Consider the following 20,428-nt stretch of genomic DNA (forward strand, 5'->3'; position numbering starts at 1 on the left):
TTTAAATTTTTTTCTTTTGTGTGTTAAAAATTTACATAAAATTTTCTTTCATTAATCAAATTTTATACCATTATAGAGATAAGGATTAATAATATGATAAATTTTAGGTTCTTTTTGGAGCTAATTTTATGAAATATGTAAAAATGTGTTTATAATTAAGTAATGCCGTTTCTACAGTTTGTGATAAAAAGCCTGAACATTAGTCGCGTTCAGGCTGTTTTCTCTGATTAATGAGATTTATATTTTCTGAACCGTTACGTTGGTCACATTTCCACTACCCGTACTTCCTGTTTCTGTTGCTAAAATGGTGCAATTGGCATTGGCTGCAGATGTAAAACGAATTTGATAGCCGGCTGTTGGAATGACTACCAGGGTAGTATAATTCATCAGTTCACCAATACTACCACCTGTAATGGCTGCATTATAATGGCTGCCCCTTGCTATATAATTGGCATCTGGAACCGGGCGAATACCTAAAACCAGCTGTGTACCTGCTGCAGCTAAATTAGCAAAACTGGCCTGTAAGGTGACGATATAATTTCCTGCCTGATTAAAAGTCAAGACTCCTGTAGTATTATTATAGGCATAATACGGAGACGTTGCAAGAGGTGTGGCAAATAAAAGAGTTGTTATATTACCACTGACGTGGATTTGATCATTAGCCAAACGTGCATGGAACAAGGAATAATCATTAAAATTAACCGTTTTTAATATTCCGGTTGCGTCAGCCACTACTACTCTGTCAGTTCCCCCAATTCCTATATTAGCATTAATATCACGGATTCGGACATTACCAGAGGCTACGTCTAACTTTTGACTAGGTGTTGTAGTTCCTATTCCTACATTAGCGGATGAAGTAACAGAAAAGTCATTAATTTGCTGAGCTGCGATAGGAGCCCCCGTTGCCGTGTTATCCTTAGCGCCGTCTACATGCAGAACTGTTTGTGGGTTGCTTGTATTTATCCCTACTTGGGAGTACATAAGGCATGTTGTTATTAAAACACCAAAAGCCGAAAATAATTTTTTTTTCATTTGTTTTATTTTAAGTTAAAATTATATAATTTTTTGTTCTGATGTTCAATTTTTATACCATTATAGAAAATATGATTAACAATGTAATATATTTGATAAAATTTTAATCAAAATATTGAGAAATATGTAAAATATATCTCCTGGACTTGATTTAATCTATACACTTAAGCCTTCTACTCACCTTCTTTATAAGAACAGAATAGTGAGTTATTCCCAGAAAGAAATAAAATTTTGAAAAACGAAATGATTGGATGATAGATTTAATCAATTATTTTTACAGTCACAATAATAACTGCTAAAACAATACAAAATAAAGCGATTAAAAATAGATAATCCGCAATGGTCTCATATGTATTTTCTCGCTTTTCGCTTTTAGTCCTGATCGCCATAAACGAAAAAAAACAGCTGCAGGAAAATAACAGGCATGCTATACCTGCAAACTCATCCAGATGTGTATTCCCACTGATTTTAGTGATTTTGAGGGAAGTGATGATAATCAGGGAAAAACCTAAAAGATTGCTGGATGCATTCAGGATGTGAGTTGACTTTTTTTCCATTATTTACAATTTTTTACAATATAAAATACAATTCTTTTATTATCAAATTTTTAAAAAAGATTATTGAAAATTAAAATTAATTTAAAAATTGTATATTAGCGGCATACTTGAAGAATAAAAACTTTTATATCTAGCTATGCAGACAACCTATATTGAAACACAGCAAATTTCTTTCCAGGACTTTAAAAACCAGATACTTGAAGATTACAGGTTAGGAAAGATATCGCGCGAGATGTCTTATCTTGGAAGAAGAGAAGTGCTTACAGGAAAAGCTAAATTCGGAATTTTTGGGGATGGTAAGGAACTTCCTCAGCTGGCCATGGCGAAAGTTTTCAGAAATGGTGACTTCCGTTCAGGATATTACAGGGATCAGACTTTTGCATTAGCAGTAGATGCTTTAACGGTTGAAAGCTTTTTTGCACAGCTGTATGCCGATACAAGCGTTGAAAGGGAGCCGGCATCAGCTGGAAGACAGATGAACGGGCATTTTGCCACAAGAAGCTTAAACAAAGACGGAAGCTGGAAAGACCTTACAGCACAGAAAAATATCTCTTCGGATATTTCCCCTACAGCAGGACAGATGCCTAGATTATTAGGATTGGCTCAGGCTTCTAAAGTGTATAAAAGTGTAAAATTTGAAGGTTCTGAAAAGTTCTCAAAAGGAGGAAATGAAGTTGCTTTCGGAACAATCGGTGATGCTTCTACAGCAGAAGGACATTTCTGGGAAACGTTGAATGCAGCCTGTGCACTTCAGGTTCCTATGATTGTTTCTATCTGGGATGACGGGTACGGAATTTCAGTTCCAACCAGAAACCAGAGAGCAAAAGCCGACATTGCTGAAATGTTAAGCGGTTTTCAGAGAAAAGAAGGAGAAAATCAAGGCTGTGAGATTATTCAGGTAAAAGCATGGGATTATCCTTCATTACTGGATGCTTACGCCAGAGCTGAACATTTTGCCAGAACAGAAAGTATTCCGGTTGTGGTTCATGTTATTGAGGTGACTCAGCCCCAGGGACATTCCACTTCAGGATCTCATGAAAGATATAAAAATGAAGAGCGTCTTTCCTGGGAGGCAGATTTTGATGGAATGGTGAAATTCAAAGAATGGATCCTGAATTATTCAATCGAAATTGAAGGAAAAGAAGAAATTATTGCTTCAGCAGAAGAATTGGATAAGATAGATGAAGAAGCTAAAAAAATAGTAAAAGCAGGCCAGAAAAATGCCTGGGATAACTACCAGAAGACCATTACAGATTTAATTCAGACTGTTCTTCCGTTAGTTGAAAACCTTAAAGGTCAGAATGCCGAAATCGAAGGGTATATTGCTCAGTTCAATAAATTGGTTTCCAAAGCTAAAAAAGATATTTTCCATCTGACGAGAAAAGTTTTACTGGCAACAAGAGGAACAAATTCTGCGGAAAGAACCCAATTGATGCAGAAATACAATGAAGTTTTTGAAATAGAAAAAGATAACTATTCTTCCCATTTATATTCACAGTCTCAGTGGAAAGCTGAAAATGTGAAAGAGGTGAAGCCTGTTTTCTCAGAAAATTCTGAAGAAGTGGACGGAAGAGTAGTGGTAAGAAATAATTTTGATAAAATTTTCGAAAAATATCCTGAAACTTTAGTGTTTGGTGAAGATGCCGGGAATATTGGCGATGTGAACCAGGGATTAGAAGGAATGCAGGAAAAATACGGCGAAGTACGTGTAGCGGATACCGGAATCCGTGAAGCTACCATTCTTGGCCAGGGTATCGGTATGGCAATGAGAGGTTTGAGACCTATTGCTGAGATCCAGTACCTGGATTATATTCTTTACTGCCTACAGGGAATGAGTGATGATCTGGCGACTGTTCAGTACAGAACAAAAGGCGGTCAGAAAGCTCCGGTAATCATCAGAACAAGAGGCCACAGACTGGAAGGCGTTTGGCATTCAGGCTCTCCAATGGCTGGAATTCTGAATCTTTCTAAAGGAATTTTGGTATTAGTACCGAGAAACTTAACGAAAGCGGCAGGATTCTACAATACAATGCTTCAAAGTGATGATCCGGCGGTTATCGTTGAATGCCTGAACGGATATAGATTAAAAGAAAAGCAGCCTGATAACTTAGGTGAATTCACTGTTCCTGTAGGGAAAATTGAAGTGACCAAAGAAGGAAAAGATGTTACTCTGGTAACTTACGGTTCCACCTGGAGAATTGTAATGGATGCAGCAGAACAGTTGGAAAAACTGGGAATCTCTGCAGAAGTTATTGATGTTCAGTCATTAATTCCTTTCGATTTAACGAATGAAATTGCTGAAAGTGTGAAAAGAACCAACAGATTGGTCGTGATTGACGAAGATGTGGAAGGTGGTACTTCAGCATTTATTCTACAACAAATCCTTGAAAAGCAGAAAGCATTCAGATATCTTGATTCGGATCCGTTGACAATTGCAGCCAACGATCACAGACCTGCCTATGCTAGCGACGGAGATTACTTCAGCAAGCCATCTTCAGATGATATGGTAGAAAGAATTTACGCGATGTTTAATGAAGCAAACCCTCAGAAATATCCTGCGATATTTTAATTGGGATTTTTAGATAAAATGAAACCGCTTTCAGAATTTCTGGAAGCGGTTTTCTCTTTAACATATTGGAATATAGACTAAATATCAGACTTTGGCCTCCTTTCTGTTTTCCTTATCCAATAAGCTACATTTTTTTTCAGAATTAAAATCTTCAGCAGTAAATTTCGCTTCCCATTCTTCCAGCAAATATAAAATCGGCAGCAAGGCCAATCCCTTTTCTGTCAATGAATATTCTACCCTCGGAGGCAGCTCTTTAAACTCTTCACGGATAACCAATCCATCGCTTTCCATTTCTCTCAATTGGTCCGTAAGAACTTTTCTGGAAATTACATTAATTCGTACAGCTAGTTCCCCGAAACGTAGCTTACGGTCTTTAATCACCAAAACAATGATCGGTTTCCACTTGCTTCCCAGCGCAGACATTGCTTTGCCTAGAGGACAGCTATATTTCATCAGTTCACTCTTTACCATGCGTTACTTTTATGTTACTAATGTAAGTTACTGCGAAGTTACCACTATTTTTTTGATAAAAGATACAAAAACGAACTATTATTAGTTACTTTGTGTAACAATTATAAAATATCAATTTAAAAATGAGCACAGAATCATTATTTAAACCGTTTGTTTACAAAAACCTGGAACTTAAAAACAGAATCGTAATGGCTCCTATGACCAGGGCACAATCTGATAATGGAGTTCCTACCCAAAATATCGCAGAGTACTATTCAAGAAGGGCAGCTTCAGAAGTAGGATTAATTCTTTCTGAAGGAACCGTGATCAACAGGCCGTCTTCAAAAAATATGCAGAACATTCCTGATTTTTATGGAAATGAAGCATTGGCAGGCTGGAAAAACGTGATCAGTGCCGTTCACCAAAATGGTGGCAAAATGGGACCGCAGATCTGGCATGTAGGAGATACAAGAATGTCTGAAGATTATCCGCTAGCTCCGATGGAGAAAGCTTCTACAATGACTTTAGAAGATATTCAGGATACCATTGCACAGTTTGCTGCTTCTGCAAAATCTGCAAAAGATTTAGGTTTTGATGTTGTTGAGGTTCATGGTGCACACGGCTACCTTATCGATCAGTTCTTTTGGGAAGTAACCAATACGAGAACCGATGAATATGGAGGTAAAACAATCAGAGAAAGAAACCGTTTCGCAGTAGATATCATTAAAGCCATCAGAGCTGCAGTAGGAGAGGATTTCACTATTATCCTCCGTCTTTCGCAATGGAAGCAGCAGGATTACAGCAGCAGATTAACTGCTAATCCAGCAGAAATGGAAGAATGGCTATTGCCTTTAAAAGAAGCCGGAGTAGATATTTTCCATTGCTCACAACGCCGTTTCTGGGAACCGGAATTTGAAGGCTCAGATTTAAATTTTGCAGGTTGGGCAAAGAAAATCACAGGGCAGCCGACGATCACCGTAGGTTCTGTAGGACTGAAAGGAGATTTCATGAGTGCTTTCGCAGGGCAGGGAACTGAAAAAACCGACCTGAACGAATTGATCAAAAGGCTGGATAATGAAGAATTTGATCTTGTTGCAGTAGGACGGGCACTTTTACAGGATCCTCAGTGGGTTCAAAAAATAAAAACCGGAAATACAGAAGACCTTCTTGACTTTTCAGCAGAAAGCATGGCGAAACTGTATTAAGGCGGAAAGGTCAATCGTGAATTGTGAATTCGCTTCGCTGTCAATTTTTATCTTTGTTGTAATTAAGACAATTGAGCATTCCACTTACTTGCAAAGCAAAATTAACCATTCACTATTGACTATTCACAAATTATATTTTTCTTTATTTTTATATTATAAATTTTCACCTATTTATTTAAAAGAAACCCGCTTTCAGAATTTCTGAAAGCGGGTTTTGACTTTTCTTAACCCGGACATTCCATTGTGTCTGAAATGCATTTCCAGCGGGATGGGAAACCGTTTGCCGGCGGAATATAGCATGCCGTTGTTCCTGTAGGACAGTCTGGCGCATTTCCACCGTTAATTTTCTTTAGATCTGATTTTGCTAACTTTTTTAGATTCTTCATATGTAATAATTTGTTGGATAATAAAAGTATATTATTCTCACCAAATGACGAAATATTATACAAATAAAACTGCAAATAATAAAAAATAACCCGCTCCAAAATATCGGAGCGCGGTTTTAACAGATTTAAATATCTAAAATTACCATAATGACGGTAACAGTGATTGTTTTTATAAACCGATGTTCTTTGTTGGTTTCAGCTGTTTAAGGATGCTTTTTGGAACAGCATTCTTATGAACTAAAATAGCCGTCGATTTGTATTCTACATATGGTCTTGTTACATACAGATAACCCTCGAAATCATTAGTTACACCCCAGGAATTTTTAACCATATAATATTCTTTGCCAGTCTGGTCTTTTGCCAATCCTACGATATGCATACCATGATCATCCGTAGTAGAAAGGTTGTTAAGAGATTTCTGACGCATGTCTTCCGTGATGGTTTTATCTTTTTTAGGTTCAGTGAACAAAGTCTGCTTGTTTTCAGCAGTAATCTGGTTCAGATCCATATCCGGAACATAAGCAACCCCATTTTTGTAAGAGAAATAAGGTTCGGAAACATCCGTTGCCCATCCCACAGAATATCCTTTGTTCACAGCGTTATCAATAATAGCTGTAAGATCTTTCATTGGAACATTCCAGTCAGAATCATGGCTCCAGTTATCAGGAATTGGAACTACGAATTTCTGGTAATATGGATAATCTTTGTAAGAAGAGATTTCGATATAATCTTCAGGATTGATTCCTACAACTTCTTTAGCGAATGTTTTGGGAGTGTAATTTTTTCCTTCATACGTAAAGTTAGCCGGAACTTTTCCAAGATATTCATCCAAAATGGCATCTACGGAATCCATCCAGTTATCAGTAAGCTGTGCTTTTGATCCTGCCTGAACAAGACTGTCTAAAACAGGCTTTAATTTTCCCTGCATTTCCTTAAAATTATTAAGGGTCTGTCCAGATTTTAATCCCGTATAAACATCCTGAGGTACAGCACCGTATTTTTTGTACATGTTTACTACATCGTGGAGTTCACCGCCATCTCCCCAGCTGATCGCTCCGTTGTTCAGTACATATAGTTTAGCTTTATCGTGGTAAGAATTTCTGGCTGTGAAAATTTCAGCAAGATCTACAGGCTTTTTACCCATTCTCTGCATTTCGGATTCAAGGAAAGAATTCCCCGAATAGCTCCAGCATGTCCCGGACGAACCCTGGTTTTTTACTGAAGTAGCTCCTACGTCTTTTAACGCCGTGAACTGAAAATTAGCATTTTGAGATTGATTGTTTTTTAATTTGTTGATCAAGTCATCTTGGGCAAACATCATACTTCCTGCAGACAAAACAAAAAGTAATGAGGCAATTTTGGTATTTTTCATTACTATAAAAAGATTATTTATATGAATAGTCGTTCATACTAAAGATTTGTTACAAACGGAAAAGTTAAATTTAAAAGTGAAAAAAGCAGCAGAATAAGGCAAATGATCTACAAATCAGCTATGTTTTTTGTATTCTCAGCCTTCTTTGCTTTCTTTGTCTTTCATCTAAAAAATAAAATGTTTCCAACCCATTCAAAAGTTTATGCATCTATTACAGTATAAAGCCAGACTATGGAAAGAGAATTACTAATAGAATGCCAGCGTAACAGCCGTAGTGCCCAGCGGAAGGTCTACGAGAAAATGGCGGGCAGACTGTACTCAGTCTGCAGACGCTATCTGAAAAATGATGAAGATATTGAAGAAGTATTGGCCGATACTTTTTACAAAATATTCACCAAGATCACCCAGCTTCAGAATCTGGACACCTTTGAAGGATGGGCTAAAAAAATTGCAGTGAATGAATGTCTTCAGAAATTGAGAGCTGCCAAAGCACAGTTCGTCTCCATGGATGATGGTTTTGCAGAAACTTCCGGAACCTTATCAGAAAGCATTTCATTTGAAAAAGATATTCTGAGCCTGCTGAATTTTCTTCCCGAAGGCTGCAGAGCGATTTTCAATCTGTTTGCCATTGAAGGGTATCCGCATAAAGAAATTGCTTCTATGCTTTCGATAAGCGAAGGGACTTCTAAATCCCAGCTCAATTTTGCAAGGAAAAAACTACAGGAACTTTTAGTCAATCAGAACATTTAAACTTTAGGAAAATGGAAAATAATCACGACATAGATAAAAGATTCAATGATGCTTCCAAGCTTTCAGAAGAGCCATCTGTTTTTCAGGGTTTTGATAAAGTTTGGGCGAAGATTGAAGAAAAATTAGATACAAAAGAGAAAAAGAGAATATTACCGGTTTGGCTTCCTTATGGAGTCGCAGCCAGCCTAATTTTTGGTTTGGGAGCACTTTATTTTATCAGTAAAAATGGAACTGTTGAAAATTCAGCCTCTTTAATTGTAGAAAACAGTACTGAAATACATCCTGAAAAAAAGAACATTTATACAGTAGACAGCACAGTTAAATCGAATATTGAAAAGGAAATTGAAATTTCAAAATCATCACAGGAACCGCTTTCTTTAGCAAAAAATAAAGTCATTAAACACCCGAACGACAAGAGTAAAATCTTAGCCGTTAATAAGAATAATGTTCCTGCTGCGCCGGGAAGAGATGGGCAGCGGAAGGACACTTTAAAAACGCAGAATATTGAAGAAGTTGTTTTAACAGGTTTTACGCCTAAAAAGGTACAGGCTTATACCTCAAGTGCTGTTAGTATACAGTCTAATTATATTGCATCAAATACTGTTTCCCAGTCACTTCAGGGAAGAGTAGCTGGAGTTCAGATTCAGGCTTACGGAACTAAGCGGAGAAAAAGTGATCAAATTGCTAATAAAATGAATGCAATCAATAATGGTCTTTCAGGTAATAATCAAATAAGCATAAGAGGTGCAGCAAGTCTGAAAAGTACGAACGAACCTTTATATGTAGTTAACGGTGAGATAGTACAGCGTGATTATTTCAATGCATTGAACCCCAAAAAAATTGAAAGTGTGGAAGTTGTAAAAGGAGCTGGAGCATCAGCATTGTACGGAAGCAGAGGAGCGAACGGAGTGATTATAGTAAAAACTAAAAGGCTTTCCAGAAAAGAGAAAAGAAGAATGGAGGAAATACAGAAAACAATCAGCCAATACAAGCAGAACTCTGTTTACGGCAATGAAGGCTATGATGCATTTGAAGAAAACGCATTTGAGCTCACCAAAAGCCAGCCTTTGTCAACTTTTTCTATTGATGTAGATAATGCTGCCTATTCCAATATCAGAAGAATGATTAATAATGGACAAACTGTAGATAAAAATGCAGTAAGAATTGAAGAAATGCTGAATTATTTTAAATACAGTTATCCTCAGCCGAAAAATAATGAACTATTTTCGATTAATACAGAATATGACAATGCACCATGGAATCCTGCCCATAAACTTTTAAAAATAGGTCTCCAAGGAAAAAGCATTGCCATGGATAAAGTTCCTGTATCTAATCTTGTATTCCTGATCGATGTTTCAGGATCTATGAATGAACCGAATAAGCTTCCACTCCTGAAATCTTCTTTCAAGGTACTGCTGGATCAACTCAGGCCTGAAGATAAGGTTGGAATTGTAGTCTACGCGGGAAGTGCAGGTATGGTTCTGCCACCGACTTCTGCCAGAGAGAAAGAAAAAATAGTTCTTGCACTGGACAATCTTCAGGCAGGAGGAAGCACGGCAGGCGGTGCAGGAATTGAGCTTGCCTATAAGCTGGCTCAGGAACATTTTATCAAAAACGGCAACAATAGGGTAATTATAGCTACAGATGGAGATTTTAATGTAGGTGCTTCTTCCGCCTCAGATATAAAAACCTTGATTGAAGAAAAAAGAAAATCCGGAGTTTTTCTGACCTGTCTGGGTTTTGGAATGGGGAATTATAAGGATAATACGCTTGAAACACTTGCCGATAAAGGAAATGGAAACTATGCTTACATTGACAATCTTCAGGAAGCTAATAAATTCCTGGGAAAAGAGTTTGCGGGAAGTATATTTACTATTGCAAAAGATGTTAAGATCCAGATTGAGCTTAACCCTGAATATGTGAGCTCTTACCGCCTCATTGGATATGAAAACAGAAAGCTGAGAAATGAAGATTTTACCAATGATAAAATTGATGCCGGAGAGTTGGGAAGCGGGCACACGGTAACAGCTTTATATGAAGTGATTCCTGCCGGTGTGAAATCTCAGTTTCTGCCTGAAGAGAATAAATTGAGATACAACAAAACTTCTCCCTCTGGAAATTTTGATGATGAATTAGCAACTATAAAATTCCGTTATAAAAAACCGGACGGAGATACCAGTACAGAAATAGTGCAGACTGTGAAAAATATAGATCATTCTGTAAGCCCAGATTTTAAATTTGCATCCTCTGTCGCATGGTTTGGATTGGTTTTGAGAGGTTCAAAATTAATAATCAAAAAAGATCTTACCGATATTGAAAAACTTGCCAAAGAAGGGAAGAACAAAGATGAAGAAGGCTACAGATCCGAATTTATAAGACTCGTAGAAACGTATAAGTCTATTCAAAAATAGCTTTAAAACAGACATTGCTTTGTGATGTCTGTTTTATTTTAAATTTAATTTTCAAAAATTATTGAAAATTCAAAAAATATAATTACATTTGTTATAGAAATTGAAAATAGAGAAAAATGAAACTTTCAGAAGCAAAAGAAAAGTATATCCAGACTTGGGGAACATTCGCGACAAACTGGGGAATCAACCGTACGATGGCGCAGGTTCATGCATTGCTTTTGGCCACTGGCAAGCCGCTTTCCACCGATGAAGTAATGGAACAGCTGGAAATTTCAAGAGGGAATGCCAATATGAATCTCCGGGCTTTGATAGACTGGGGAATTGTAAGAAAAGAATTTATAAAAGGTGACCGTAAAGAATATTTTGTTGCAGAAAAAGATGTTTGGTACCTGTTCAAACAGATTACAAAAGAACGGAGAAAAAGGGAAATAGAACCTGTCATTGCTTTTCTGGAAGAATTAAAAAACATAGAGGATAATGATTCTCAGGAAGCGAAAGAATTTGTAAAGCTGATGGATGATTTCAGTTCTGTAACGGGAAAGATCAACAATATTATGGATCTGGCGATTAAAAGTGATGATCATTGGCTGGTAGGAAAAATTACCAACCTGTTAAAATAAAAGAGGACACCATCCTTTTTTATTTGAATTTAATTTTCAAAAATTACTGAAAATATAATATTTATAAGATGTTTAATATAATCTCATATGTCATTTTTCTTACAGTGAGTTCTTACATCACCATAGATGTAGGAAGGAGATGTTTTCAGGCTGGAAAGTTTTATCTGGAGTATCTTATTCATGATCAAGATGTGTGTCTTACCATCAACAGAATACTTCTTGGATGTTACTACCTGCTGAACCTGGGATATATTGCTGTCAATCTTGCATTTTGGAGTAGAGTAGCTTCTATTGAGGAACTGATTGCAGTTACTGCTATCCGTATCGGATATATAGCTTTGATCCTTTGTGTGTTGCATTATATAAACATTTTTACACTTTATTTCTTAAGAAACAAATTAACCCTAAAATAATACAGCTATGACCACCACAGTTTTAACCGAGACGTATAATTTTTCAGCGTACATGATCTATCTGCCAATTGTGATTACTCTTACCGTATTGGTATCACAGTTTCTGTTCAAAAACTCAAAAACATTCATGATTGATATTTTCCACCAGAAAGAAGACATCGCGATGGCAACAAACTCACTCTTTAAAATAGGCTTTTATCTCCTGAACATCGGATTTGGCTTATGTATCATTGAGTTTTTTCAGATTGAATCCGTAGAAAGACTGGTTGTTGCTTTAAGCAAAAAAATCGGAGGTTTTTCTATCTATCTCGGACTGATGATGCTTCTCAATCTCCTGTTGTTTCTGAAAGGCCGTAAACATGCCATTAACAAAGAAAAACGTATCGGAAATGAAGACACTGATATTTAAAATCTGGATGTATCTGACCTTCAGATCTTCTAACAAAAGAACCAGAGGAGATTTTCTAACCTTTTAAAATTAATGATTATGCAAACCTTTGCAAAATACGACCTCTATATTCAGCTATTGATTTTAATTATAGGATTATCTCAATCTTTACAATGGATAATTCTTTTATTGGAGGACTGTCATTTCACTTTATGGTAGGGATTTCTCAACTAATAAGCTATATAATCAAGCTTTTTTTAAAGGAAGAAAAATCTATACTTTTCATTATTTACGGAGTATTTATTATGCCCATCTGGATTTCTCTATTATTACTTATCCTTTTTAAATCGCAGGCATATAATTTGTTGATAGCGATCCCATTTTTCGGACTTTATTATAGCCCAATTTTAGCTCTGGTTTATATTTTCGATACTTATAAATTCTATCAATATCAAACATAAATATCTTCCAAACCTTGTATCTGTACCCCGAACTTAAAAACTTAAGAATGGCAACAATATATTTAGAAACCCTAATCAAAGCAGATATTCATAAAGTTTTTGATTTAGCCAGAGATATTGACCTGCACCAAAAATCAACATCAAAAACCAATGAAAAAGCAATAGCAGGAAGAACGTCCGGACTGATTGAAGAAAGCGAAACAGTAACCTGGAGAGCCAGACATTTAGGAGTGAATCAAACTTTGACAACAAAGATTATCAACATGGAGAGGCCATCCCAATTCACGGATGTAATGCTTAAAGGAGCTTTTAAATCAATGAAGCACCAGCATATTTTCAAACAGAAAAAAGGCAGTACGGTAATGATTGATATTTTTGAATTTGAATCTCCGCTGGGATGGATAGGAAAACTTTTTAACCACTTCTTCCTGAAAGATTATATGAAGAAATTCCTGTTGCAGCGGAATCAGTTGATCAGGGAAATAGCGGAAAAAAGTACAAGTACTAACCTTTAAAACGAAAAGAATGAACTTCCTGGAAACAGAATGACGGAAATTAGCCATCATCAACTATGAGATAGATACTGAGGTTTAATGAAATACCTTCCCAAAGGTACAGAACTCGATTTTTTATCACAGAAAAATGTTACGTAAGCCTTGTCGGATTTATATTTTTAAACACAAAATTGTTGGGACTTTCCATTCCTTTTTACAGAAATTTTGAAGAAGTCAATTTGATAGCTTCCCTCTCTTTGAATACGGAAACCGAACTTTTATTGAAAAGTAGAAATGAACTGGATAAAGCGCTGCAGCATTTATTGAAAAATTAAGGTTTGCTGATTAGTGGCAGGATGTTTAATTTAGCAAAAACGAAAGTCATATGCCCATTAAACAGAAAACAAAAACCTTTTTTCTTTCATCTTTTCTTATTTCTTCTGCTTTCTTTTCACAGGCTCATAATGTATCTGCAGGCTATCAGAAGCCGGATGATCCGCTTGTTGTTCAGAATCTGGAGCAGTGGCAGGATCTGAAATTCGGGCTGTTTATGCATTGGGGGACCTACAGCCAATGGGGAATTGTAGAAAGCTGGAGCTTATGCCCTGAAGACGAGTCCTGGACCCAGAGAAGGCCTGAACATGGGAAATCTTACAATGAGTATGTCAAGAACTATGAAAACCTTCAGACTACCTTTAATCCCACAGGATTTAACCCTCAAAAATGGGCAGATGCAGCAAAGAAAGCAGGAATGAAATACGTGGTTTTCACCACAAAGCATCATGACGGTTTTGCCATGTTTGACACCAAGGAATCAGACTATAAAGTTACCTCACCAAAAACACCGTTCTCAAAAAATCCTAAAGCAGACGTTACCAAAGAGATTTTCAATACATTCAGAAAAGACGGATTCAAAATTGGAGCTTATTTTTCAAAGCCCGACTGGCATTCGGAAAACTATTGGTGGCCTTATTTTCCGCCGAAAGACAGAAATGTAAATTATGATCCGAAAAAGTATCCTGAAAGATGGGAAAGCTTTAAAACATTCACTTTTAATCAGCTTAATGAAATTACATCCAACTACGGGAAAATTGATATTCTGTGGTTGGATGGTGGCTGGGTACGGCCTTTCAAAACCATTGATCCGTCTGTGGAATGGCAAAGAACCATCAAAGTAGAGCAGGATATTGATATGGATAAAATTGGCAGCATGGCCAGGAAAAACCAGCCGGGAATCATAGTTGTAGATCGTACCGTACCAGGAAAGTGGGAAAATTATGTGACCCCCGAGCAGGCTGTCCCGGAACATCCCCTTTCCATTCCCTGGGAAAGCTGCATTACGATGGGAGATTCTTTCTCATATGTTCCCAACGACCATTATAAATCCTCCCAAAAAATTATTGAAACACTTATCAAAATTATCTCCGGAGGCGGAAATTATCTCTTGAATATTGCTCCCGGGCCTAATGGAGACTACGATGCAGTGGTTTATGAAAGATTAAATGAGATTTCCGGCTGGATGGAGAAAAACCGGTCAGCTGTATTCGCTACAAGAAGTGCAGCGCCTTATCATAACGGAAACTTCTATTATACCCGGTCTAAAGACAGTAAAACCCTCAATGTTTTTCATATTGATAATCAGAAAGAGTACCAGGCTCCTGATGTACTCACTTTTTCACTTCCGGAAAACTTCAAACCGAAAACATTGAAAATTCTTGGAATCAATACAAAAGTGACGTGGAAACAGACGGGAACTACAGTAGAGCTGAAACTGCCGGAAGACAGAAAAAAATTAAAGTATGCCACAGCTATTCAAATGATGAACTAATGAACCTCCATTTTGTTAAAATTACAGTCATTACGCTGCTCGTAAATTCCACATTTCTGTATGCCCAGAAAGAAAAACCTTTTTACAAAGATCCGGAACAGCCCGTAGAAGTAAGAGTTCAGGACCTGTTAAAAAGAATGACTCCCGAAGAAAAATTCTGGCAGTGTTTTATGATTCCGGGAGATCTGGATAATGTTCCCAAAGACCAGTACAGGCACGGAATCTTTGGCCTTCAGGTCAGTGCCGGAAATCAGGGTGGCGGGGCAGCAGGCCAGCTGTTGAAATATAATGCCGGTGAAGATGCGGAAAAGCTTGCGAGAAAAATCAATGCCATTCAAAAATATTTTGTTGAAGAATCCAGGCTGGGAATTCCGATCATCCCGTTTGATGAAGCCTTACACGGATTAATGCGTGGTGGGGCAACGGCTTTTCCCCAGGCTATTGGGCTTGCTGCCACATTCAATCCCGAAATGATGAAGCAGGTTTCTTCTGCCATTGCAAAAGAATCAAAATTAAGAGGAATCCGCCAGGTTCTGACCCCGGTAGTGAATCTGGCCAGCGATGTGAGATGGGGAAGGACAGAGGAAACTTATGGTGAAGACCCTTTTTTAACTTCTGTGATGGGCGTTGGTTTCGTAAGTTCATTTGAAAACCAGGGAATCATTACCACTCCAAAGCATTTTTTAGCCAATGTAGGAGAAGGTGGAAGAGATTCTTATCCTATTCACTGGAGCAGAAGATATCTTGAAGAAACCCATCTTATTCCCTTTCATACAACATTTACCTCAGGAAAAAGTAGGTCGGTGATGACCTCCTATAATCTTCTCGACGGAAGACCTTCGACTGCCAACCATTGGCTGCTCACAGAAAAACTGAAAAAAGAATGGAATTTCAAAGGCTTTGTCATTAGCGATGCCAGTGCTGTAGGAGGGGCCAATGTACTTCATTTTACGGCAAAAGATTATGATGATGCCTCTGCACAGGCTATGAATGCAGGGCTCGATGTAATATTCCAGACAGAATACAAACATTATCAGCTCTTTATTCCTCCGTTTTTGGATGGACGGATTTCACAAGAAAGGATAGATGATGCGGTAGCAAGGGTTTTAAAGGCAAAATTTGAACTCGGGCTTTTTGAGAATCCGTATATCTCTGACCGGGAAATTCATGAATTGAAAATGATTAATCATAAGCCGTTAGCCGAAAAAGCATCTCTTGAATCTATTGTTTTATTACAGAATAATAGGGGAACACTTCCTGTTTCTTCCGATGTGAAAAAAATAGCAGTGATCGGGACAGATGCCGTTGATGCAAGACTTGGAGGCTATTCCGGGCCCGGAAATCATAAAGTAAGTATTCTTGAGGGAATTAAAAATATTACAAAAGATAAGAATATAGAGATCCTTTATTCAAAAGGTATTACATGGGATGTGAAGGATTTTAAAACGGTTCCTGCCGATCTTTTATCATCTGAAAATAAGAAAGGTTTAAAAGGAAATTATTTCCCAAATACAGGCTTACAGGGAAAGGCGGCTTTTCAAAGGCAGGATGAGCAGATTAATTTCAAATGGACCCTATACTCACCGGATCCTGAAAAACTACAGCCGGACAACTACAGCATCCGGTGGACAGGTCAACTGAAGGCTCCGGGTAATGGAAAATACCAGCTCGGACTGCGTGGAAATGATGGTTTCAGATTATATCTGGACGGAAAATTAATTGTTGATCAATGGGAAAAGCTAGGTTATTCAACAAAAACAGCTGCCATAGATTTTGTGAAAGACCAACAATACAATCTCGTTATAGAATTCCGGGAAAGCAGGGGAGAAGCTCATGTTGAACTCATCTGGAATTATGGTATTGATGATGCTCAGAAAGAATTTAATAAGGCTTTAAAAACTGCAGAAGAGGCAGATCATATCATTATTGCTGCCGGAATTCATGAGGGAGAGTTTCAGGACCGTTCCTCGCTGAGCCTGCCCGGAAATCAGGAGAAATTTATTCATGAAGTTTCAAAACTGAACAAACCCATAACCGTAATTTTAGTTGGGGGCTCTGCTATCAAAACCACAGCGTGGAAAGATAAAGCAGGAGCCATTCTGGATGTTTGGTATCCGGGGGAAGAGGGCGGAAATGCAGTGGCGAAAATTCTTTTCGGAGCGGAAAATCCTTCAGGAAAATTGCCCATTACCTTTCCGGCTGAAGAAGGCCAGCTGCCATTGACCTACAACCATCATCCGACAGGAAGAGGAAATGATTATTATGATTTGAGTGGTGAGCCATTATATCCTTTTGGTTTTGGTCTTAGCTATACCACTTTTGAGCTTTCGGATCTGAAGCTTAATCAGTTGAAATATTCTGAAAATGATACTGTTACTGCCCAAATTAACGTCAAAAATACAGGAACAAAAAGAGGAAGTGAAGTCGTTCAGCTCTATGTGAAAGATCTGCTGGCATCAGTTTCAAGACCTGTTATTGAGTTAAAAGGTTTTCAGAAAGTGTATGTAAATCCCGGGGAATCAAAGCAGGTAACCATTAAAATTCCGGTCAAAGAACTCCGGTTTTTAGATAAAAATATGAACTGGACAGTAGAAAAAGGAACATACAGAATTATGGTCGGAAATTCCTCTAAAAACCTTCCCTTAAAACAGAATATTGAGGTAGAATAATTTCTTATTCAGGATTTATCCTTTTCTAAAGCCTGCTGACAGAAGGTGAATGTGAAGGATAAAAATTATGGTATGATATATGTAATATTTACTTAAACCTGAATGAATTAATTGATAACTAATCATTTTAAAATCATTCTTAAAAGTAAAATGTCATGAAAAAGTTTTTTATATCAACCGTATTGTTATTAGTTTTATCAATAAGTGTGAATGCCCAGAAACGACCACCGGCACCTCCACACCCATCCAAAAGTGAGCTAATCAGCAGTAAATCGCGTGAGCTGGACAAAAAATACAATACAGAAAAGAAACTGATTATGAATCATCCGCTTGCGACAAAAAAGATGAAAAGAGATCAGATGAAAGCTTTAAATGAAAGATACCGGAACGAGAAGAGATTACTTAAAAAACTGTAATCCCGGATCTTTTTAAAATTATATATTAAAACAGATAAAAAAGCCGTTTTCACCAGCTGAGAACGGTTTTCTTTATTATGTGTTGAATTTAATTCTTAAATGGTACTCATGACCTAATTGAAATAGGGATTTAGAAATATTAGGTTCAATGTTAACGGGTAAATGAAGTTTGTTTTCAATGAAATATGAAAGGGCAGAACATATAACATCCAATATTTTTCCTTAAATTCGCATAAAATTTTTAAAATAATGAACTACGATATCATTGTCATCGGAAGCGGTCCTGGCGGTTATGTTACAGCGATCAGAGCAGCACAATTGGGTTTCAAAACTGCAATTATCGAGAAAGAAAACTTAGGGGGAATCTGCCTGAACTGGGGATGTATTCCTACGAAAGCTTTACTGAAGTCTGCTCAGGTTTTTCATTATATCAACCATGCTGAAGACTATGGTCTGAATAAAGTGGAAGCCAGCTTTGAATTTCCAAATGTGATCCAGAGAAGCCGTGGCGTAGCCAGCAAAATGAGCAAAGGAATCGAATTCCTTATGAAGAAGAACAAGATCGACGTGATTCTTGGTACAGCTAAAGTTCAGAAAGGTAAAAAAGTGTCTGTTACAGATAAAGACGGTAAAGTGACTGAATATGCAGCAGAGAACATTATTATCGCAACAGGAGCACGTTCAAGAGAACTTCCGAACCTTCCTCAGGATGGTAAAAAAGTAATCGGATACAGACAGGCATTATCTCTTCCTGAGCAGCCGAAATCTATGATCGTTGTAGGTTCTGGTGCTATCGGGGTAGAATTTGCTGACTTCTATAATACAATGGGAACTAAAGTAACTGTTGTAGAATTTATGCCAAACATCGTTCCCGTAGAAGATGAGGAAATTTCTAAGCACTTGGAAAAATCTCTTAAAAAGACAGGAATCGAGATCATGACCAATGCATCAGTTGAAAGCGTTGATACAAGTGGAGAAGGTGTAAAAGCTACTGTAAAAACAGCTAATGGAAACATTACCCTAGAAGCTGACATCTTACTTTCTGCTGTAGGTATTGCTGCCAATATTGAAAACATCGGATTGGAAGAAGTGGGAATCCAGACAGATAAAGGAAGAGTTTTAGTGAACGAATGGTACGAAACTTCCGTTCCCGGTTATTATGCAATCGGTGATATCATTCCTACACAGGCGTTGGCACACGTTGCCTCTGCTGAAGGAATCACTTGTGTTGAGAAAATCAAAGGAATGCATGTTGAGAAGATTGACTATGGCAATATCCCTGGATGTACGTACTGCCACCCTGAAGTAGCCTCTGTAGGTCTTACAGAAAAGCAGGCTAAAGAAAAAGGATACGAGATCAAAGTAGGGAAGTTCCCTCTTTCCGCAAGTGGTAAAGCAACTGCTAACGGGAATACAGACGGATTCATCAAAGTTATTTTTGATGCCAAATACGGTGAGTGGTTAGGATGTCACATGATTGGAGAAGGAGTTACAGATATGGTTGCAGAAGCAGTAGTGGCCAGAAAACTGGAAACTACAGGTCATGAGATCATTAAATCGATCCACCCGCACCCAACGGTTTCAGAAGCGATTATGGAAGCAGCAGCAGCAGCTTACGGTGAAGTAATCCATATCTAAGATCAATTTAACTGATACCTGTATTCAGAATATGTTTTTAACTGGTCAAAAAACAGTTTTGAAAAGTACAATCAGAAGGACTTTTCAGCGATTTTTGAAAAGTATATGAATAACTAAAATATTAATAACTATATTTAAAGCTCAGATTTGTTCTGGGCTTTTTTTATGATAGCTGCAATTATGAAAAAGATAAATTTATTACTTCTTTTCCTTTGTTTTAATTTTTTATTCTCTCAGAAAGAAACATATTTTTCTGCAAAGTATGTTCTGAAAAGCTCGAAAGATACCATAAAAACAAAAATCCTGAATATCGGATTGTATGATAATGACGAGTTTTCTCCGGCAACTTATATCCGGCAGATCACAGTTTTGGATCCTTTAGGTAAAAAGCTGAAGGTGAATGAAAATGATATTAAATACCTGGAAATAAAGGACCTTAAGAAAGTTAAAAGAACATTTGTTAACTCAAAATCCGTTTTTTCTAAAGATTCCGGGTTGCTTCAGGTGATGTATAGTGGTAATAAGACGCAATGGTACAGAAAGAGCTTCTACGACGGCCCGATCTACACTTACGAAACAAAAAATATTGATTATCTGATCATGCGGAAAAATAAAAATATTAATGAAATATATTTTCAAGCACCCGGAGTAAAAGCACAGTTGAAGGAAATATTTGGAGCATACCCCGACCTTTCACTAATGATAGATGGAATGGTTGAGGATAAAGATTTAATCAAGATCCTTGAACGATACGATAAAAAATAATATA

Annotated in this window: 19 protein-coding genes; 14 read left to right on the forward strand and 5 right to left on the reverse strand. The window is 37.3% G+C overall.

What is annotated here, in order from left to right; all coding sequences use genetic code 11:
- Positions 1-237 precede the first annotated feature (237 nt).
- Both ACMGDK_RS18300 and ACMGDK_RS18305 read right to left on the reverse strand, forming a co-directional pair.
- A complete protein-coding gene (locus ACMGDK_RS18300; RefSeq protein ID WP_436809253.1) occupies positions 238-981 on the reverse strand; it encodes a hypothetical protein in 744 nt (247 codons plus the stop codon).
- A 311-nt stretch (positions 982-1,292) separates the two neighbouring features.
- Complete coding sequence (locus ACMGDK_RS18305; protein WP_436809254.1) at positions 1,293-1,589, reverse strand: hypothetical protein; 297 nt, start codon at positions 1,587-1,589, stop codon at positions 1,293-1,295.
- Positions 1,590-1,725: 136 nt separating this feature from the next.
- Here ACMGDK_RS18305 and ACMGDK_RS18310 point away from each other — a divergent pair, with 136 nt between their 5' ends.
- Complete coding sequence (locus tag ACMGDK_RS18310; protein WP_436809255.1) at positions 1,726-4,158, forward strand: alpha-ketoacid dehydrogenase subunit alpha/beta; 2,433 nt, start codon at positions 1,726-1,728, stop codon at positions 4,156-4,158.
- A gap of 84 nt (positions 4,159-4,242) precedes the next feature.
- On the opposite strand, the gene ACMGDK_RS18315 is transcribed toward ACMGDK_RS18310, so the two are convergent.
- Positions 4,243-4,629, reverse strand: a complete 387-nt coding sequence (locus tag ACMGDK_RS18315; protein WP_436809256.1) for a winged helix-turn-helix transcriptional regulator — start codon at positions 4,627-4,629, stop codon at positions 4,243-4,245.
- 122 nt (positions 4,630-4,751) lie between these two features.
- Here ACMGDK_RS18315 and ACMGDK_RS18320 point away from each other — a divergent pair, with 122 nt between their 5' ends.
- Complete coding sequence (locus tag ACMGDK_RS18320) at positions 4,752-5,813, forward strand: NADH:flavin oxidoreductase (RefSeq protein WP_436809257.1); 1,062 nt, start codon at positions 4,752-4,754, stop codon at positions 5,811-5,813.
- A 224-nt stretch (positions 5,814-6,037) separates the two neighbouring features.
- On the opposite strand, the gene ACMGDK_RS18325 is transcribed toward ACMGDK_RS18320, so the two are convergent.
- Together ACMGDK_RS18325 and ACMGDK_RS18330 are read right to left on the reverse strand one after the other, a co-directional pair.
- Complete coding sequence (locus ACMGDK_RS18325) at positions 6,038-6,199, reverse strand: bacteriocin-like protein (RefSeq protein WP_436809258.1); 162 nt, start codon at positions 6,197-6,199, stop codon at positions 6,038-6,040.
- Positions 6,200-6,368: 169 nt separating this feature from the next.
- Positions 6,369-7,571 carry a C1 family peptidase gene (locus ACMGDK_RS18330; RefSeq protein WP_436809259.1) on the reverse strand — a complete coding sequence of 401 codons (1,203 nt, stop codon included), beginning with the start codon at positions 7,569-7,571 and terminating at the stop codon, positions 6,369-6,371.
- 231 nt (positions 7,572-7,802) lie between these two features.
- Between ACMGDK_RS18330 and ACMGDK_RS18335 the strand changes: the two genes are divergently transcribed.
- From ACMGDK_RS18335 to ACMGDK_RS18390, 12 genes are all read left to right on the forward strand, one after another.
- Positions 7,803-8,321, forward strand: a complete 519-nt coding sequence (locus tag ACMGDK_RS18335; protein WP_436809260.1) for an RNA polymerase sigma factor — start codon at positions 7,803-7,805, stop codon at positions 8,319-8,321.
- 11 nt (positions 8,322-8,332) lie between these two features.
- Positions 8,333-10,732: a vWA domain-containing protein gene (locus ACMGDK_RS18340; protein ID WP_436809261.1), complete on the forward strand. Its 2,400-nt coding sequence runs from the start codon at positions 8,333-8,335 to the stop codon at positions 10,730-10,732.
- A 116-nt stretch (positions 10,733-10,848) separates the two neighbouring features.
- Positions 10,849-11,352, forward strand: a complete 504-nt coding sequence (locus tag ACMGDK_RS18345) for a GbsR/MarR family transcriptional regulator (RefSeq protein ID WP_436809262.1) — start codon at positions 10,849-10,851, stop codon at positions 11,350-11,352.
- A gap of 68 nt (positions 11,353-11,420) precedes the next feature.
- Positions 11,421-11,765 carry a hypothetical protein gene (locus ACMGDK_RS18350; RefSeq protein WP_436809263.1) on the forward strand — a complete coding sequence of 115 codons (345 nt, stop codon included), beginning with the start codon at positions 11,421-11,423 and terminating at the stop codon, positions 11,763-11,765.
- Between the two features lie 7 nt (positions 11,766-11,772).
- Complete coding sequence (locus tag ACMGDK_RS18355; RefSeq protein WP_436809264.1) at positions 11,773-12,174, forward strand: hypothetical protein; 402 nt, start codon at positions 11,773-11,775, stop codon at positions 12,172-12,174.
- A 487-nt stretch (positions 12,175-12,661) separates the two neighbouring features.
- Positions 12,662-13,129 carry an SRPBCC family protein gene (locus tag ACMGDK_RS18360; protein WP_436809265.1) on the forward strand — a complete coding sequence of 156 codons (468 nt, stop codon included), beginning with the start codon at positions 12,662-12,664 and terminating at the stop codon, positions 13,127-13,129.
- Between the two features lie 364 nt (positions 13,130-13,493).
- Positions 13,494-14,936 carry an alpha-L-fucosidase gene (locus ACMGDK_RS18365; RefSeq protein WP_436809266.1) on the forward strand — a complete coding sequence of 481 codons (1,443 nt, stop codon included), beginning with the start codon at positions 13,494-13,496 and terminating at the stop codon, positions 14,934-14,936.
- Positions 14,846-17,605 carry a glycoside hydrolase family 3 N-terminal domain-containing protein gene (locus ACMGDK_RS18370; RefSeq protein WP_436809267.1) on the forward strand — a complete coding sequence of 920 codons (2,760 nt, stop codon included), beginning with the start codon at positions 14,846-14,848 and terminating at the stop codon, positions 17,603-17,605. Before ACMGDK_RS18365 ends, ACMGDK_RS18370 begins: the two co-directional genes overlap by 91 nt.
- A 155-nt stretch (positions 17,606-17,760) precedes the next feature.
- Positions 17,761-18,021, forward strand: coding sequence for a hypothetical protein (locus ACMGDK_RS18375; RefSeq protein ID WP_436809268.1), 261 nt, complete (start codon positions 17,761-17,763; stop codon positions 18,019-18,021).
- 249 nt (positions 18,022-18,270) lie between these two features.
- The gene (gene lpdA, locus ACMGDK_RS18380; RefSeq protein ID WP_426048680.1) at positions 18,271-19,659 is read left to right on the forward strand and encodes a dihydrolipoyl dehydrogenase; all 1,389 of its coding nucleotides are present in this window, start codon (positions 18,271-18,273) and stop codon (positions 19,657-19,659) included.
- A gap of 18 nt (positions 19,660-19,677) precedes the next feature.
- Positions 19,678-19,776, forward strand: a complete 99-nt coding sequence (locus ACMGDK_RS18385) for a YvbH-like oligomerization domain-containing protein (protein WP_436809350.1) — start codon at positions 19,678-19,680, stop codon at positions 19,774-19,776.
- Between the two features lie 63 nt (positions 19,777-19,839).
- The gene (locus ACMGDK_RS18390) at positions 19,840-20,424 is read left to right on the forward strand and encodes a hypothetical protein (protein ID WP_436809269.1); all 585 of its coding nucleotides are present in this window, start codon (positions 19,840-19,842) and stop codon (positions 20,422-20,424) included.
- Positions 20,425-20,428: the final 4 nt, after the last annotated feature.

This window comes from Chryseobacterium hilariae (genome assembly GCF_051400735.1).
GTDB lineage: Bacteria > Bacteroidota > Bacteroidia > Flavobacteriales > Weeksellaceae > Chryseobacterium.